Source organism: Anaerolineales bacterium (assembly GCA_015075725.1).
Lineage (GTDB): Bacteria > Chloroflexota > Anaerolineae > Anaerolineales > Villigracilaceae > Villigracilis.
Genome location: JABTTV010000001.1, coordinates 1,319,247 through 1,335,657, shown reverse-complemented (window position 1 = coordinate 1,335,657; position 16,411 = coordinate 1,319,247). Strand labels below are relative to the sequence as shown.

The 16,411-nt window shown below is 53.7% G+C and carries 13 protein-coding genes; 5 read left to right on the top strand and 8 right to left on the bottom strand.

From position 1 onward, the window contains the following. Window positions 1-12 precede the first annotated feature (12 nt). On the bottom strand, window positions 13-4,173 hold the full coding sequence (locus HS100_06440; GenBank protein MBE7433534.1) for a tetratricopeptide repeat protein: 4,161 nt from the start codon (window positions 4,171-4,173) through the stop codon (window positions 13-15). A 97-nt stretch (window positions 4,174-4,270) separates the two neighbouring features. Between HS100_06440 and HS100_06435 the strand changes: the two genes are divergently transcribed. The 5 genes from HS100_06435 (at window position 4,271) to HS100_06415 (ending at window position 8,240) form a co-directional block, all read left to right on the top strand. Then, window positions 4,271-4,414, top strand: coding sequence for a hypothetical protein (locus HS100_06435; GenBank protein ID MBE7433533.1), 144 nt, complete (start codon window positions 4,271-4,273; stop codon window positions 4,412-4,414). A gap of 173 nt (window positions 4,415-4,587) precedes the next feature. Beyond that, window positions 4,588-5,517 carry an ABC transporter ATP-binding protein gene (locus tag HS100_06430; protein ID MBE7433532.1) on the top strand — a complete coding sequence of 310 codons (930 nt, stop codon included), beginning with the start codon at window positions 4,588-4,590 and terminating at the stop codon, window positions 5,515-5,517. Window positions 5,518-5,546: 29 nt separating this feature from the next. Continuing rightward, the gene (locus HS100_06425; GenBank protein MBE7433531.1) at window positions 5,547-6,275 is read left to right on the top strand and encodes an ABC transporter permease; all 729 of its coding nucleotides are present in this window, start codon (window positions 5,547-5,549) and stop codon (window positions 6,273-6,275) included. 88 nt (window positions 6,276-6,363) lie between these two features. After that, window positions 6,364-7,587, top strand: coding sequence for a sensor histidine kinase (locus HS100_06420; GenBank protein MBE7433530.1), 1,224 nt, complete (start codon window positions 6,364-6,366; stop codon window positions 7,585-7,587). Between the two features lie 17 nt (window positions 7,588-7,604). Beyond that, a complete protein-coding gene (locus HS100_06415) occupies window positions 7,605-8,240 on the top strand; it encodes a response regulator transcription factor (GenBank protein MBE7433529.1) in 636 nt (211 codons plus the stop codon). Window positions 8,241-8,269: 29 nt separating this feature from the next. On the opposite strand, the gene HS100_06410 is transcribed toward HS100_06415, so the two are convergent. The 7 genes from HS100_06410 to HS100_06380 form a co-directional block, all read right to left on the bottom strand. Continuing rightward, window positions 8,270-8,767: a GNAT family N-acetyltransferase gene (locus HS100_06410; protein MBE7433528.1), complete on the bottom strand. Its 498-nt coding sequence runs from the start codon at window positions 8,765-8,767 to the stop codon at window positions 8,270-8,272. Window positions 8,768-8,778: 11 nt separating this feature from the next. After that, window positions 8,779-9,273 (bottom strand): DUF2269 family protein, encoded by a 495-nt coding sequence (locus HS100_06405; GenBank protein ID MBE7433527.1) that lies wholly within the window; start codon window positions 9,271-9,273, stop codon window positions 8,779-8,781. 70 nt (window positions 9,274-9,343) lie between these two features. After that, a complete protein-coding gene (locus tag HS100_06400) occupies window positions 9,344-10,042 on the bottom strand; it encodes a DUF4386 family protein (GenBank protein MBE7433526.1) in 699 nt (232 codons plus the stop codon). A 33-nt stretch (window positions 10,043-10,075) separates the two neighbouring features. After that, window positions 10,076-12,796, bottom strand: a complete 2,721-nt coding sequence (locus HS100_06395; protein MBE7433525.1) for an adenylate/guanylate cyclase domain-containing protein — start codon at window positions 12,794-12,796, stop codon at window positions 10,076-10,078. Window positions 12,797-12,965: 169 nt separating this feature from the next. Beyond that, on the bottom strand, window positions 12,966-14,273 hold the full coding sequence (locus HS100_06390) for an FAD-dependent monooxygenase (GenBank protein MBE7433524.1): 1,308 nt from the start codon (window positions 14,271-14,273) through the stop codon (window positions 12,966-12,968). Window positions 14,274-14,437: 164 nt separating this feature from the next. Beyond that, window positions 14,438-15,670, bottom strand: coding sequence for a ferrochelatase (locus HS100_06385; protein ID MBE7433523.1), 1,233 nt, complete (start codon window positions 15,668-15,670; stop codon window positions 14,438-14,440). A 14-nt stretch (window positions 15,671-15,684) separates the two neighbouring features. Next, window positions 15,685-16,410: a glycerol-3-phosphate acyltransferase gene (locus tag HS100_06380; protein ID MBE7433522.1), complete on the bottom strand. Its 726-nt coding sequence runs from the start codon at window positions 16,408-16,410 to the stop codon at window positions 15,685-15,687. Window position 16,411 lies beyond the last annotated feature (1 nt).

Below are 16,411 nucleotides of genomic sequence, written 5' to 3'. Positions count from 1 at the left end.
CCGGGCGAGAGACTATGAATTGAAGCCGCCCGCGAACTCCGCGATGGCGCAGTGCTCGGGGATGTTCAGGTAACTTGCGCGAAGCGCGGAATCGGGGATTCGGTCACTGCGCGATTTCATCAACCAATTGGCGCGGGCGATGATCTTTTCGGCACGCGGATCGTTCCGCGCGAGCAGAATGCGAATACTTGCAAGATATAACCCCATCGGCAGGATAAGGGATTGTTGTGTGGGCGGATCCTGAAGAATTTCATCGGCAAGCGCCTGGATACGAGCCATCGCCCTTTCGGGTGAGTCCGGCCCGCCGCGAGCCAACGCAACCTGCGCCAGCCCGGCTTGGATCTCGAACATGGGAATCGGTTCATTGAGTTCCCGGCCGATCTCCTCCGCCTCGCTCAACGCGCTTTGAGCGGCGTCGAGTTGCCCCATTTCGAGCCGAAACATTCCGATGCGGGTCAGTACGCTGGTCTCGACCCGCCGCGAAGAAATTTCCCGCGCGATTGCCAGGGCAGCTTCGGCATGTCCCATCGCCCGCTCATGATCTTCTTGTGCAAACTCGATCATGGCGATGTTTTCCAGAGTATCCGCTTCGCCAGTCTTGTAACCGGAAGCCAGCGCCATCTTCAACGCTTCTTCGGCGGACTCTTTGGCTTCGGCATACCGCCCCAACAACCTGAGCGCTTCGCTGCGGTTATGAAGCGCGATGCCCCGCACAGCCGGTTCGTTGACTTCAGCCGCGAGTTGAGCAGCTTGCACGCTGTAGGTTTCCGATTGAATGTAATCGCGGGCGACCAAGCAGGCACGCCCCATATTCGCGAGCAGGCTTGCCTCGCCGGAGCGGTCCCCGATCTTTCTTGCGATCTTCTGGGCGGCTTCGTAATACGCCAGCGCTTCGTCAAATTTGGACATATCCTTGCTGACGATTCCGAGATTGTTCAAAATATCAGATTCCCGGCGGATGTCGCCTGCCTGGCGGATCAATGCCAGGGACTGTTCCATCAACTCAACGGCAGATTTGTTATCGCCGTTATACCAGTTCCACAACCCCAGGCCTGCCAGCGCATTGTATTCCCCGCGCAGGTAGCGATGTTCGCGGGAGCGCTTCAGGGCATCCTCCAACTGAGGTTTTGCAGCAACCGCCTGCCCGGCGAGGAACATGGCGCGCGCTTCCAACAAAAGAGCGTCCACGATTAGATCAGCAGACCCTTCGTCGTCTGCGCTTGATTCGCGGATCGCCGTCTGCGCATTCGTTTTTGCAGCGGCAAAGTCGCCTGTATCGATCTCCAGCCTCGCTTTGCGGATGAAGAGTCCGGCACGAAGGTTCGGCGCGTCCTCGAAAGAGTCGACAAGGCGGGAAAGAGTCTCCAGGTCCTGACGTTGTTCGAGTCGTTTGCCGAGCAGGTCATAAATGCGTTCGCGTTTCCATAGGATGTCGAAGTGCGCCCGCGTTGCTTCCCCGGTCAGGTTTTTCAACGCCCGGTTGAAATACGAAAGCGCCTCTTCGTTGGCATAATTTGCCGCCGCCTGGTCGCCTGCCTTGGTCAGGTAGTAAGCCGCTTTCTCCGGAATTTGTGCCCGGTCATAATGGTGCGCCAGCGACGCAGCGATCTGTTCCATCCTTTCAGGATGTGTCCTTTCGAGATATTCAGCGTACATTCCATGTAACTGCACACGGGTGGCATACGCGATGTTTTCGTAGCTGACTTCGTGGGTGAGGAGATGTTTAAAAATATAAACAGCTTCCGGTTCCGAGGGATCAGGCAGGAGCAGGTCGGCCTTTACAAGCTCCTGCAAATCTGAGGTGATGTTCTGCGAGAGTCCCTGCCACGGATAATATTTGAGCAGATCCTCGAGCCGGAATGAACGACCGATGATGCTTGCCACCCGAAAGGCAAGCTGCTGGGCGGGAGTCAGCCGGTCGATGCGGCTGAGTATGAGACTTTGCAAACTGCCGGGAAGTTCGAGGCGCGCGAGCGCCTCTTCGTTGTGAGGATCGAAGCCGCTATCGCGCAGGAAGTTCAGCAGCTCCTCGGCGTAGAACGGATTGCCCTGCGCGCGTGCTGTGACGCGTTCGATCAGGGAATGTGGAATGCCGCCGCGTTGTTCGGGAAATAATTGCTGGAGCTTTCCGCGGATGACCTGTTCCGACTCCGCCTCGGTCAGATCGGTGAGCCGAACTTCAGTGAAATGAGCCAGGGCGCGCAGGTTGCTTACACCGGGGTCGAGCGCGTCGATCTCCGGCAGGCGGTAAGACAGCAGAATCAGAATCGGAAGGTTTTCGACGGCGCGCGAGATCAAGTCCAGCAGATTTGAAGAAACAGGGTCGATCCAATGCAGATCTTCCAATACAAGCAGCAAACCGCCGCCCGTCCCGGAGGCTTCGCGCGCCGAATATTCAAGACAATGCAGCAACAATGCCTCGAGCTGGCTTTTACGATCCTTGGGCTGCAGTGCGCGGGTATATTCATTTTCGGTCAGCGGCAGACCAAGGACCGAACCCAGCAATGGAAGCGCGTCCAAATTCTCCGGCGCCTGGTCTTCCAACTCACGTTCGATGGAGCGGATCTGTTTTCGCAAAGGCATGGCGGGATCGAGATCGAAGAAGGCGTTCCAGATTCCGCTCCACACGAGGTAGGGCGTGTCGACTCCGTCCGACTTGCATGCGCCGCCGTAGCCGGTCAACTTTCCCCGGCGCGCGAGGCGGATTCCTTCCGCGATCAACCGCGACTTGCCCATCCCCGCTGCGCCGGTCACGCCGACGATCTGTCCCTTCCCTTGAATTGACAGGGATAGTTTTTCAGAAACAAGCCCCAATTCCTTTTTTCGCCCGATCATCGGGAGCGCATACGCCGGTTCCTGCAAACGGACGGCGCGTTGTTGTTTCACCGAAAGGATGGAATATACAGAGAGCGGTTCGGTTTTGCCTTTGACGTTCATCGGCGCGTGGGCTTCGTAAACGAATTCATCGGGGAGCGCCTTGCGGACACGGCCCGAGACCAGGATCTCTCCCGGCGCGGCGGTTGTCATCAAACGCGCGCACAAGTTGACATCATCCCCCAGCGCCCCGAAGGTTTTTCTTGATTCGCTTCCATACGGACCGACGAACATGGTCCCCTGCGTGATGCCGATCTGCAGGGACGGTTTGAATCCGTCCGACCCAAGCGATTCCCGCAGGCTCAATGCCAGTTTCACCGCCCGGCGCGGACCGTCTTCATGCATGCCGAGCGCGCCGAAGTTGATATAGGCATAACTGCCCTTGTCTCCCACCGTGATCTGCAACAATGCACCCCCGAATTCCACCACCCGTGCCTGCATCGACCGGATCAAATTATTCAATTGATCCCCAGCTTCGTCAGAGTCGTAATCGATCCCGCTGAAACGAACGAAGAGCGCCAGGCAAGGACGAAATTCCGTCATCAAGGATCCCTGCCCCGCTCTTTCCCTTTCATAGACGGACCGGTGGATCCATGTTTTTAATTCTTCATCGGATGGCAGTCCCGCTCTTTCCAAAGGCGTAAGGGAGAGTCCCTGGGTTTTGAAACCTCTCACTACCGCAAAAGGGACGGAATCCGGTTCCGGACTCGCGCGCCATTCTGAAATTGTCAATGCGTTGCCAAGCGCATCCGCTGTGGCTTTATCGACCAGCACATCGCCTTTATGCGAAAGTTTCTCACCCAGAGAAGTGCGCGCGATGGTCTCCCCCGCAAGCACGTCGATGTAGTTCACCGCCGGGTCGCCAACGATGAAGCGCCGAGCCGGTCCGCTTGTGACAGCGACCTTGACCGCCATCGTGATCGATTTCCCATTCGGCAGAGAGATGGGTTTAAAAGCAACCATCACTTGCTGTAACGAGAGGGCGCAGGAGACCGCCCGGACCTCCGTCGAGCCGTGAGTACCGTCGAACCAGCACATGATCGCATCGCCCGCAAAATCGATCACGCTCCCGCCAAAACTCTCCACTTCGGCGATCAATGCGTTATACACGCGGCTGAGATGTTTGGTCATTTCCTCCGCGCCGCGCCGCGCGCCCAGTGAATCGCCGAGGGATTCCGTCAGTGGAGTGAAGCCGGAGATATCGGCAAACAACGCCGACCCGTAAGTGCGGTCCGGCATTTTTCCCCTGCGAGCCAACGCGCGCAGCCGATCCTGAGGCAGGTAGGTGTGGAGGGTCATTTGTTCCATTATATGACAGGTATGAAGCGACAAAAAAGCCCTGGAAAATCCCGGGCTTTTTTCTCCTTTCTCACTTCACCAAATTCCTCAACACCGTATGGAGAATGCCTCAGTTGTAGTAGTAGCTCACTTCCACATCGGTATTCAACAACGCGGCGACTTGGAATTCGACAACCGGGCGTTCAAGGATGATGCAGAGACGAAACGTTTGCAGGATGAGTTCTTTGGACGGGTGGGCTGATTCTGGTGTTCAGCTCGTACCCCTGTAACACATTTCAACGAGACCGGCTTATCGCCGGTCTCGTTGTTCATATCCGGCAATATGACTTTCGACATAGTCACAATCCTGCTTCCGGGACTGGGGCGATGCCCGTCTTTTTTGTATCATGAAGCTATCAACAAAGGAGTTTAACCATGTCTCAACCGATTATTGACGTACAAAGTTTGACAGCTGTTTATGGTTCCACTCAGGCGCTGAAAGGCGTGAACTTGAAAGTGGAAAAAGGCGAGATCTTCGGCTTGCTGGGACCCAACGGCGCGGGCAAGACCACCCTGCTCGCCGTTGTGGAAGGCCTGCATAAACCCAAAGATGGCAGCGTTCACATTGGCGGAATTAATGTCCAGGCGGACTCAGCCGCGACGAAACGCCAGTTGGGTATCCAACTACAAAAGACCGCCTTGATGGACGACCTGACCGTCACCGAGCTGGTGGAAGTCTACGCCGCATTGTATGAAGTCTACCTTACCTCTGGGCAGATCAACGATCTTCTGGCTCGCTTAGATCTTGTTGAGAAGCGCAATGTACCAGCCCGTCGCCTCTCCGGTGGACAGCAACAACGCCTGGCACTGGCGGTTGCGATTGCCAACGACCCGCAAATCGTTCTGCTCGATGAACCGACCTCCGCGCTTGACCCGCATGCCCGCCGCGCCGTCTGGGACATCGTCCGCCAGTGGCATGATGAGGGCCGCACCGTTGTCCTCACCACCCACGCAATGGAGGAGGCAGAGGCGTTATGCGGGCGCATCGCCATCATTGACCGCGGCGAGATCGTAGCCTGCGACAGCCCGAGCGCCCTGATCGCCAATCTGCAATTGAATTCGATGCTGAAAGCAACCGTTGAATTGCCATTGGATCAAGTACGGTCGTTGCCCAGCGTGAGCAATGCGCGTTACACCGGTCAGCACCTGGAAATGGAAACTGCCAAGCCCGAACTGACTTTGACAGCCCTCCACGCCTTAGCCGCCTCCGCCGGGCGCTCTGTCCGTGACGTGATGCTGCGCCAGCCCAACCTGGAAGATGTCTTCCTGAAATTGACCGGACGCGCGCTGTCTGAATCCAATTAACTGATCTGCACTCTGAAAGGAATTACCCCATGAAAAGATTTTTGATCCTCACCAAAGCCATATTCCTCATGCACTTGCGAAACGGCTTTGTGTTATTCTGGAACTTTGCCTTCCCAATTCTGTTGATGCTCATCTACGGAGTCGTCATGAGTCAGTACATGGATTATATGACCCCCGGCGTCATCGTGTTGAACGCTTTGAGTTTCGGGCTGGTCGGCAGTTCCAACATGATGCTGGAGATGCGTGAGAAGAGTATCCTGCGCCGGTTGCAAGCCTCGCCTCTGCCTGCCGGACAATTGATCGGCTCGTATCTCCTTGTCAACCTGCTGATCGGCATTTTGCAAAGCACGTTGATCATCATCGCCGGTGTTCTGCTCTATAAAGTCCCTGTCAGTGGGTTGAGTCTCGCGCTGGCGTATCCGATGATCCTGGTTGGACTGCTGGCGTTCATGGCACTGGGCGGCATTATCAGCGGAGTCGCGGCAAAAGCCGGCACAGCGACAGCGGTTGGGATGACCATCTATTCTTCGCTCATGTTTATCAGCGACATGGTCTTTCCCCTGGATATGCTGCCGAACTGGATGCGAAATATAGTGCCATATCTGCCCGCTTATCCTGTCGTTCAACTCGTACGTTCCGCCCTGTTGGAAGCCACACTCGATCCCAAATGGCTGTCGCATCTGTTCCTGCTCGCCGTCTATGGCATCGGCGCAACCTTTATCGCCGCAAAGTTATTCCGCTGGGAACCGAAGGCGTAAGGTAGTAACGTCCCGCAGGTTTTCCAACCTGCGGGACGTTGAGCCATGATTACTTTTCACTTTCCTTCTTCCAGAGTACACTTTCCACATGACGGAAACTCGCCCATCTCATCTGGCTGATAGCGAACTCCCGATACCTGCCCAATACTTTAAACTCTATGGCAGATTTTGGGATGTGGCATCCATATTGATATTCAGCCTTGCCGCCGCCGCGGTTCTCATTACCAATGCAAATGAACTAACCTGGCGCGAGTGGACGGTTGCAGCCTTGTGTATTGGGCAGGGGCTGTCATATTTTTTCTGTATCACGCGTGGCGGCTGGCCTATTTCACGCCGAAATCTTGCCTTGTATTTCATTGGTGGAATTTGTATGTGGGGGGTGGCGTGTTGGCTCGATCCATTTCCATGGTGGCTGGGTTTCACCTACTTTGGACAAATGTTTGGATTATTGCCGCTTCGGGCCGTCATGCCCGGGACAGCCATTGTCACCTTTCTGATCGCCCTGATCACTTCGGATTGGAACCTCAGGCAGATTCCGCTCGGCGCTGTGATCGGATTTACGTTCCAATGGCTTGGCGGCATGACGGTCTTTCTCTTCATTTCTGGCATCATACGTACCAGCGGAGAGCGCGCCAAACTCATCGCCAAATTGGAGTCCGCTCAAAAGGAATTGGAACTCGCTCATCAACGCGACACCGAACTTGCGACTCTCCAGGAACGCGAGCGGCTCGCCCGAGATCTGCACGATAGTCTTGGTCATGCACTGGTTGCCCTTTCCGTTCAATTGGAGGCGATTCAACGCCTTTATAAAGTAGACCCCGAACGTGCCTCCGCGCAAGTGGACGAACTCAAGACCCTGACGCGCGCGAGCATGGACGATTTGCGCCGTTCCCTCGCGGGGTTGCGCGCGCCCGGTTTGGGCGAACGGCGGTTGAGGGAGGCGCTACAAACCTTAAGCGTGGAAGTGGGTCAACGTGCGCATCTTGCCATTGCCTGTCATATTCACGATGATGCGAATCAACTTTCGCCTGCTCACGCTGAAACGATCTGGCGCGTCGCACAGGAAGCGCTGACCAACATTGAACGTCATGCCGCGGCGCACACCGTTCAACTTCAACTCAGCATCACATCCAACGCCGCGCTTCTTTCCATTCAAGACGACGGGCGCGGTTTGCCGCCTGATGCGGAAAAACAACCCGGTCATTATGGATTGCGCGGCATGCGCGAACGTGTGGAAGGACTTGGCGGCACATTGACGTTGACTGGCAACGGCAACGGCTCACGCGTCGACGTGAAACTGCCCATCCTTTAAAAGGTTTTTCTCCGCCCATGCCTGATCCCATCAAACTCCTGCTTGTCGAAGACCAGACTCTGATGCGTCAGGGGCTGAAAACGATTCTCGATCTCGAACCAGGCTTGCACGTAGTCGCTGAAGCGGGAGATGGTGAAAGCGGCATCCGCCTGGCGCTGGAACTCCGCCCTGATGTCATCCTCATGGATGTGCAGATGCCCATCCTCAACGGCGTCGAAGCAACCGCCAAATTGTGCCATGAATGGGCGCAGGCAAAGGTCATCATCCTCACCACTTTTGACCGTGACGATTACGTGTATCAGGGTGTGCGCGCGGGCGCGATGGGATATTTGCTCAAAGATACCCCCGCGAACAAACTGATCGAGACGATTCGACGCGTATACGAAGGCGAAGTTTTCATCCAGCCTGAGATCGCCTCGCGCGCCCTGCGCGAAATGATGCGCCCCACGACCTCGACGATTGAGTCGCTTTCCGAACGTGAAAGGGAAGTGCTGGTTTTATTGGCACAAGGCGCCTCCAATAAAGATATGGCGGAGAAATTGTTCATCACCGAAGGCACGGTCAAGAACCATGTCTCGAACATCCTTGCCAAACTTCAAGCGGAGAACCGCACTCAGGCGGCAGATATTGCAAGGAAGCAGGGATTGGTGTGAAATCAAACTTTTGAAAATAGTATGAACGGCTAATTGGATTTCAGTCTCGCCATACTGTATACATCCACATATTCCCCCGCGCGGAAGGCGTAGCCTTTCAATGTACCTTCGATTTCGAATCCAAACTTCTTATAAAGTTTTACCGCAGGTTCGTTATCACAATAGACTTCCAGTTCGAGTCGTCTCAAGTTGAGCCAGTTATCAGCCAGGTCTGTCGCGGCTTGCATCAATGCCGAGCCAACGCCCTGACCTTGAAAGTCGTCCCGCACTGCCATGCCGATCTGCCCCGTGTGCCTGCGACGCGGATGGTTTGGGGAGGTAAACAAATCCAATTGCCCTGCCATCTCGATTCCCACCATGGCTACGAGCCTGAACATATCGTTGGGAACTTCCGCGATGCGATTGCGCCAGATTTCGACAGATGGATACGGGAGTTGAAGTGTTCCCCAAACCACTTTTGGACCCGCGAAGATCTTTTGTATGGCTTCGTAATCGTTCGGTTCCAAACGGCGGATGGAGATGTCCATATTGAGTTCCTTTAGAACGGTTTGAGCACCATCAACGCTGCAATGACGAGGGTGATGATCTCCTCCACATGATGCGCCACTTTATTCTTTTGGTCATTAAGCATCGCAGTCAATTCAGGAGTGACGTTTCCTTTTGAGAGCGCGTTTTGCAGAACCGCCTCCACCCTTTTGTTGTGAGGGATGAATACTGCAGGGATCAAGGACAGCATGATGATCAACAGGATATTGGAGACCAGCAGCCAGTTCTGAGAAGCGCCTTGCAGAAAGCCAAAAATGGGCCACTTCATCATCACTGCCAGGATGACGCCAAAGATGAGGATGGTGTTACTCCATGGGATGACCATCATGCGGTCAATTCGATGTGCAACTTGCGTGAGCGCTGCAACGGTCTTTACATCGTCGCTTTTCTTTGCCATACCGCGCACCAACTGCCGCGCGAACATCCCGCCTGTGGTGATGGTGACGGCGAGAATGTGTAAATACTTTACGAATAAATACCAGCTCATTGCTATTCTCCTCATTACTTTTGGATATGGATGGTCTACTCCAACGCCAACTGAATCGCCTGCTCCATCGTCATGGCGCGATTTCTTGAGCTTTATTCCAAAGCCACCAGCCCATCCAGCCATAGCCAATGGGAGCCAGAACAGCGCCAATACCAGAGACGGCGATTAACACACCTGAAAGATAAAGATCAGGAATGACCGAGGCGGCGAGCGACATGAAATAAGTCAACGCGCCAATGATCCACAAATAGGCTAAGCCTTTTGGAAAGACCTTGCCGCGTAATGCCAACAGACCAATTACGAATACCCATAAACCAACTCCGCCGCTCGCAAGCCAACCCTGAACATCAAGGATCTGAGGCTCACCAGGAATTGATAATGCGGCGCGGACCGCCTCGCTGCCAGTCGTGTAAATTGCGGCGCGGGCGGGAGTTACTACAATAGCCCAATAGTTATCAAGGATTGCTACCGCAAAGCCGAGCGTTGCCAGTGACGAAGTCCAGCGCACCCAGCCCTCGTTCAGATGTTGAACCGTCGCTGATACTGCAGGGATCATTGCCAGTGCAAAGATCGCTCCGATGGTGAATGACCAATATTGGGTCATCAGCAAGCTGCGGTTGGCTTCAAAAAACATAAAAGGTGACTGTGCCTCGGGAACGCCAGCCAGGTTAGGCGGGAGGAGTACGGTGGTAATCCCAATAACGACATATGAAATACCTACTATGATTGAGGCGAACCCGCCAAGTTTGTACAGTGAATTATCTTTCATGTTGTTCTCCTTTTAAAAACAGGAAATTTGGTATCAACCCAACGCCAACTGGATCGCCTGCTCCATCGTCATGGACTTGCCTTCTGCCCAGAGTATGTTGAACTCCGTATCAGATAGCATCGCATGGAGTCGGGTTATGAATTGCGCTTCTTCCGCTTGCTCTTCATCAGTGGGTTTATGACCCGTTGCCTCACGGATGGCATCTGCCGCGCCGAATAATTTTGCAGCGCGTTGCGGTTCTTCCTCCACCACCGCGATCATCGCAAAACATTCCAGTTGATGTGCCACGGCGGGACGATTGCCATAATTTTGATAAGCCTTGATGGTCTCAAAGTAGGTTTTCTTGGCTTCCGTGAAATTACCCAGGGCGCGTTGTGTGTGCGCCATCTCGGATGTCATCCCCATGACCATACCTTTGTGCCCCATCTGACTGAAGATCCTGAGTCCTTCAGTAAAGTGACGTTGGGCACGGTCAAAGTGACCCCGCGCACGTGCGCCGATCCCCAGCCCCAAATTGGTAAAACCCGACTGCAAAGAGATGGGCGTATCTTTCATATGCGCCTGAAGCAAAGCCACATATTTTTCTGCCTCCTGATAATTGCCGTGGATCGATTCCCAGCGCGCCAGGTTGCCATACGCCATCGCCATCCCAGCGCTATCATTGATCTCTCTAAAGATTTCAAGACCCTCCTGTGTGGCGGCAAGGGTATCCTCGGCTTTGATCATGGCAGAGGCGTTCGCGTACATTTCCAGAGCCATGCCCAGCATATGTCTATCACTGAGTTCACGGGCAATGGCAATGGCTTCCTGCAAGGTACTGCGCGACAACATAATTTCATTCGTGCCCTGCAGCAGCATCCCCATGTTAAAACATCCATGAGCATATATTTCTTTTCGAACACGTTCGGCGTCGCCACCTGCGGCGGGCGGCAGAGCGCGAAACTTCTCCATTGCCGCTTTGAGGACCGTGATACCCTCCAGCTGCCCCCCAGTCATGCTCATGCACATTGCAATGTTCGTTGCCAGATCCAATGCATCCTGCGCATCATTTTGCAAACCCCATTCGAATGCCGTGCGCAGGTTTTCCATTTCCACTTGCATGGCTCTCAATCTTTTGATTTTAGACTCGCTTGATACGAGACTGACATCCCATAATCCGCTCGAACTATTTTTATAGTGGATGAAGTGCCGATCACGCGCTGCCGCAGCCTGCTTCGCTTCTAACAGCTTTTCCCTCCCGTATTGCCGGATCGTCTCCAACAGGAAGTAACGCATCTGCCCTGCGTGTTCTTCCGTCACCACCAGCGACTTGTTGACAAGCTGCTCCAACAACTCCAGCGTGGACGGTTCTTCCGCGACGAACTCCAGCGCTTCCAACGTCCACCCGCCGACAAAGACCGACGCGAATTGCAACAGGCGTTTCTCTTCATCGTAGAGTAAGTCGTAACTCCAATCGATCAGCGCGCGCAGAGTCTGTTGACGTGGCAACGCGGTTCGACTACCGCCGACCAGCAAACGGAACATATCATCCAGCCGCGTGGCGATCTGTTCCGCGGAAAGGAGTTTCGTCCGTGCGGCGGCGAGTTCTATCGCCAAAGGAATGCCGTCGAGACGGTGGCAGATTTGTGCGACGGAAGATGCGTTTGCATCGGTCAGCTTGAAGTTGGAGTTCGCCGCGTGGGCGCGATCCACAAAAAGTTGAGTCGATTCCGAATCCGCAAGCGATGGAGTCCGATAAGCAACCTCACCTGCAATCCCCAACGCCTCGCGGCTGCTCGCAAGAATCTTGAGTCCCGCGCATTGATGGAGCAAATGATCCGCAAGCCGCGCACAACCTGCGATGAGATGCTCGCAGTTATCGAGAATGAGCAGCAGCTTTTTATCGCGCAGATAATCTTCGACAAGTTTCGCCAACGGATTGAACGGCAGTTCCTGCAAACCAAACACCTGCGCCAATGCAGGGATGATCTGCGCCTCATCGCTGAGCGGCGCGAGTTCCACGAACCACACGCCATGCTGAAAAGATGTTAGTAGTTGCGCGCCAACTTCCTGGGAGAGACGCGTTTTGCCTGTTCCGCCTGAACCAGTCAGCGTGATGAAACGCCCCGAGTTGATCGCGTCCTTTATTTCTCCTATTTCCTTCCCGCGCCCGATGAAGGATGTCAATTGGACAGGCAGATTGTTTGGAAGCGAGTTGAGCGACTTGATCGGTGGAAAATCCAGTCTAAAATCTGCATGGTTAACTTGATAAATGTGTTCTGGCCTTGCCAAGTCTTTGAGGCGATGCTCATTTAAATCCTGCAGTGTGATGGCTGGAGACAAGTCATCGCGGATGACTTCTGCGGTGGCATTCGAAAGCAAGATTTGCCCGCCATGCGCCACGGACATGATCCGAGCCGCGCGGTTGAGGGATTGACCATAGTAGTCGCCGTCGCGCAGTTCCGCTTCCCCCGTGTGGAGCCCCATACGAACACGCAATGAGATCTCGGAGTTCTTGAAAAATTCCGAGGTCTGTAAGGCGCGCTGCGCTTCAACAGTCGCGTGGACGGCATCCTGTGCTTTTTCAAATGCCGCATGGACTCCGTCGCCAGTGGTTTTGATAATGTGTCCGTAGTTGGATTCGACAGCCGCCCTCAAGATTGAATCATGCTCTGCCAGCGCGGTTTTCATCGCTTCGGGATATTTCTCCCAAAGCGTGGTCGAGCCTTCGATGTCGGTAAAAAGAAATGTTACCGTGCCGGAAGGGAGAGCCATACACATACCTCAATTTCCGAAAAACGATTGGCCCCATTATATGACAAGAACACTCCAAAAATAAAAGTTTCCCTTTTTCACGAGTCGCTTTTTACGCATTACGCTTTACTACTACTTCACCAAATTCCTCAGCACGGTGTTCGGATGTCGCCGTTGCAATGAAGCAACTTTATAAAATTTGAAACTGGTATAGTATGATCATTACGAACAACAGGACCGGAATGCTGAAAACCAGCAGCCTGCTTTTTATGATATCCCTTCTATAGGCTTTCATGTAACTGGAAATCTCAAATCCGTCTTCATAAATTCCAAACAGGGTGGGATGGCGTTTGGCAAGTCCCAATCTCGATGCGAATTCGATCGATCCCACTTCAAATCCGATCTTTTCTTTGCTTCTGCGGTAGGAAAAATCCGCATAGAAGCGCAGGTCTTCGCCGATCGTGCGGTCATACTCCTGCAAAGCGGACTTTATATCCACGTGCCGGGTGAAGATTTCATGAAAGGAACCGATGGAGGCGATGCCGAGATTGATCAGATCGCCGGTGCTCTCGAACCCATGCGCGGCGTCTCCCACAAGCAGGACATTATTCAGTGTGAACGTCGGTGCGTAAACCTGCTCGAACTTTCCGGCATATCCACTTTCCCAAGCCGCGTCCAACTCCTCTTTCGATTCCACGAACGGACCAAAAAAAACCTCGTTCAATTCCTTCACACGTGGCAGGCTCACTTCCGCCCCATGCTTGATCAGGATACTGATCTCCTCCTCCGGCTGCCGCATGCCTGTGGTAACGACGCGGAATTTCTCGCTTGGGTAGTCTGCCAGATTATCGACGAAGACATTCGATGCTAGAAAACGCCTCCCCCCGGCGAAGTTTTCGCGCAGGGCCCCTTTGGACGGGAGGCGATAGGCATACCAGTTATCCAAAAATGTCTGACGGAATTCATTTTCATCAAAATCTGGATGCGCTTTTGCCATAAGCCCGCGGATTTGACTGTTGATTCCGTCCGCGCCCAGCAAGAGATCAAAAGGCAGGTCGCCCAAGGTAGCTTCCCTGCAAATATTTCCTTCAAAATCAATGCTTTTCACCTGGGTATTGAAGTGAATTTGAATTCCTTCTTCAATCACCTTTTGATAGAGTTTTGTGATGGCATGATTTCTCCAGTGTGAATACACCTCCTCTTTTGAAGAGACAATTTTAAACTCCCTGCCAAAGATGCGCTTATGGATTACCACACCAAAAAATTCAGACCGTTGTGAATGAATTCCATCCCAAATACCGATGCTTTTGAGTATTTCGATCGAAGCCGGCATAAATACAATTGGAAATGTGAAGCCATGAGTTTGGAGGAACCCCTCCTTCGACTGACGCTCGAGCAGGGTGACCTTCTCGAAATGTTTCTTAAACATCAATGCCGCAACCATCCCCACCGGGCCCGACCCGACAATGATCAAATTGTTATATTTATTTGACTCCATCTCTTCACATATCCTCGATTGTCCTCTCGAAATCCTATCATCCAATAAAACAATCTTAATAAGCGCTTCTGTTTCTGGCGGGAAAATTTACATGGACCTTTGCGCCCTTTTCCCTTCGGATATTTCAGCTTCCTGTGGTCATGAAAACGGCGGACAGTCCTTGATTAACGCTCCATGGCGGCATGGACTTTTTCCTTGATTGCCTGGATGGCGATGGGGTCGTCGTTCCATGCCCCGAGGTTGATGATGGGGATATTGCGAGGATTGTGCGCTTTCGAGATCAGGTGCGGCACATCCCATTGACTGTGCAGTGCGTCAGCGCTGATGGCGGCGGAGAAGTAAAAGATCTTTTCCACGCCATTGGCGGTGAACTCCTCGATCTTGGGTGCGGGTTTGGGTTCCTTGAACTCCATCCATGCCAGGCTGAGATTTTCGCGCGCGAAGCCTGCCTCCTCGAAACGGTCCAGGATCTTGTTGCGGAAAAGCAACTCGTGTTCGGTCTCGGTGGCGAACTCGCGGTCCCATTCATCGGGTTGCCCATGTCCGACCAGCAGGACGCCGACCTTTGACTTATCGGTGCCGTTCATGTGAGCATGGACGCGTTCCACGAACATGGAATGCATGATTTCGGAGTCATACATTGGTCCCGTATAAATGACTGGGACCCCCAGATCATGAGCGCCTACCTCTTCGATCAGATGCTTCCCTTCAAGCGTATGGTTCGAGTCGGATACAAAGATCTCCGCCACCACGATCCGGCTGGCGCCCTCGTTGAGCGCGTGGATGAATGCCGCATCGGGACGGGGATTATCATCCAGGAAGCTGATGTAGAAACGCGTAGTTGTGTCCCCGCCCTTGCGGATCTCATTCTCAAGCGCCTTGACCATCCGCAGGTGAGTCCGGCGATGTTCACTCCGCCCAACACTCAGATAGCTGCGCCGCAAACTATAAATAAAGAAGGGACGCGCCACCAATGGCACAAAGGGAATCTTCTGCTCGTCAAATTCGTTGAATTGATTGATCCAGCCGATCGGATCATAGGTCTCCGGCTCGCCGTGTGTGAAATAGATGACGGCGGTATGTCCCAGCCCAGGATCGTCCTTTTTGCGCCTCAATGCCGGGATGGGACGCGGATCCTCGCGCGCAAGGAGGCGTTTGGTCATCCAGATATATCCCGCCAAAAAACCGACAAACGCCAGGACGGAGGCGCCTGCGATCTCCCATCCGTTGAATTGAACGGCAATCAGGATGATATCGACCGCGAGAAACAAGGTGGTAAAAAACATGTACCAACCCATTCGTAGGGGATGGACTGTGAGAAAGCGTACGTATGTAATTCCCATCAAGGTCGAAATAACAGCAAGACCAAGTAAACTAACCATATCGATTGTGTCCATTAGAAATGCTCCTTTTAATTGTTATCCGCTCTGTCCCAAAACCGCACGCGCCTGGCAAGATCTTTCATCATGCGGGTCTGCGGCGCGGAGTTGAGAATCATCTTGTTGTATTCGTCCATTCTGCCTTGTTTCCGGTATTGCAGCGCCAGTCGTATTTCCGGGATCTCGGCGATCATAAACAACGCAAGCAGCACAATTGCATAGACTGCAAGCGCCCAGTCATCGTTAATGAACCATCCCCATAATCCGATAATGGGGAACCAAAGGATGAGCGAAGTATGCGGTTGATTAATAAGGATCGCCAACAGGACACCGATCACCATGCAGACGATCATGCCCAGCGGTTCGATGACCAGCAGACTGCCCACCATCGGAGAAAGTCCGCGCCCGCCCTGAAAGCGATAATAAACGGGGTAGTTGTGCCCAAGGATACAGAGAATGCTAAAGACGAAGTGATAGATCCCGTCGGGGAAGTAAAGCCGCAGCGCCAGGATCGGGATGAAGGCTTTCAGGATATCCAACAGCGCGACGATGCCGCCATATTTTTTCCCGAACGCAACCGAAGCCGTGGATGCGCCGATCCCGCTTACGGTTCCTTCCAAGCCCTGGTCTGAGTGGTGCCTGCGTGCCTCATCCAGGCTGCGAGTCGGGTTCACCCATCGGGCAACGACCCGAGCAAACGAGATCGACCCGATCAAATACCCTGCAAGCGCAACTACGATAAGAGTTGAAGGTTCCATA

Bases quoted from the DNA above. Each gene is read 5' to 3' on its own strand.
- HS100_06395 (MBE7433525.1), bottom strand. From the start codon at position 12,796: ATGGCTCTCCCTTCCGGCACGGTAACATTTCTTTTTACCGACATCGAA.
- HS100_06420 (MBE7433530.1), top strand. From the start codon at position 6,364: ATGACGGAAACTCGCCCATCTCATCTGGCTGATAGCGAACTCCCGATA.
- HS100_06380 (MBE7433522.1), bottom strand. From the start codon at position 16,410: ATGGAACCTTCAACTCTTATCGTAGTTGCGCTTGCAGGGTATTTGATC.
- HS100_06385 (MBE7433523.1), bottom strand. From the start codon at position 15,670: ATGGACACAATCGATATGGTTAGTTTACTTGGTCTTGCTGTTATTTCG.
- HS100_06440 (MBE7433534.1), bottom strand. From the start codon at position 4,173: ATGACCCTCCACACCTACCTGCCTCAGGATCGGCTGCGCGCGTTGGCT.
- HS100_06430 (MBE7433532.1), top strand. From the start codon at position 4,588: ATGTCTCAACCGATTATTGACGTACAAAGTTTGACAGCTGTTTATGGT.
- HS100_06390 (MBE7433524.1), bottom strand. From the start codon at position 14,273: ATGGAGTCAAATAAATATAACAATTTGATCATTGTCGGGTCGGGCCCG.
- HS100_06405 (MBE7433527.1), bottom strand. From the start codon at position 9,273: ATGAGCTGGTATTTATTCGTAAAGTATTTACACATTCTCGCCGTCACC.
- HS100_06415 (MBE7433529.1), top strand. From the start codon at position 7,605: ATGCCTGATCCCATCAAACTCCTGCTTGTCGAAGACCAGACTCTGATG.
- HS100_06400 (MBE7433526.1), bottom strand. From the start codon at position 10,042: ATGAAAGATAATTCACTGTACAAACTTGGCGGGTTCGCCTCAATCATA.
- HS100_06410 (MBE7433528.1), bottom strand. From the start codon at position 8,767: ATGGACATCTCCATCCGCCGTTTGGAACCGAACGATTACGAAGCCATA.
- HS100_06425 (MBE7433531.1), top strand. From the start codon at position 5,547: ATGAAAAGATTTTTGATCCTCACCAAAGCCATATTCCTCATGCACTTG.
- HS100_06435 (MBE7433533.1), top strand. From the start codon at position 4,271: ATGGAGAATGCCTCAGTTGTAGTAGTAGCTCACTTCCACATCGGTATT.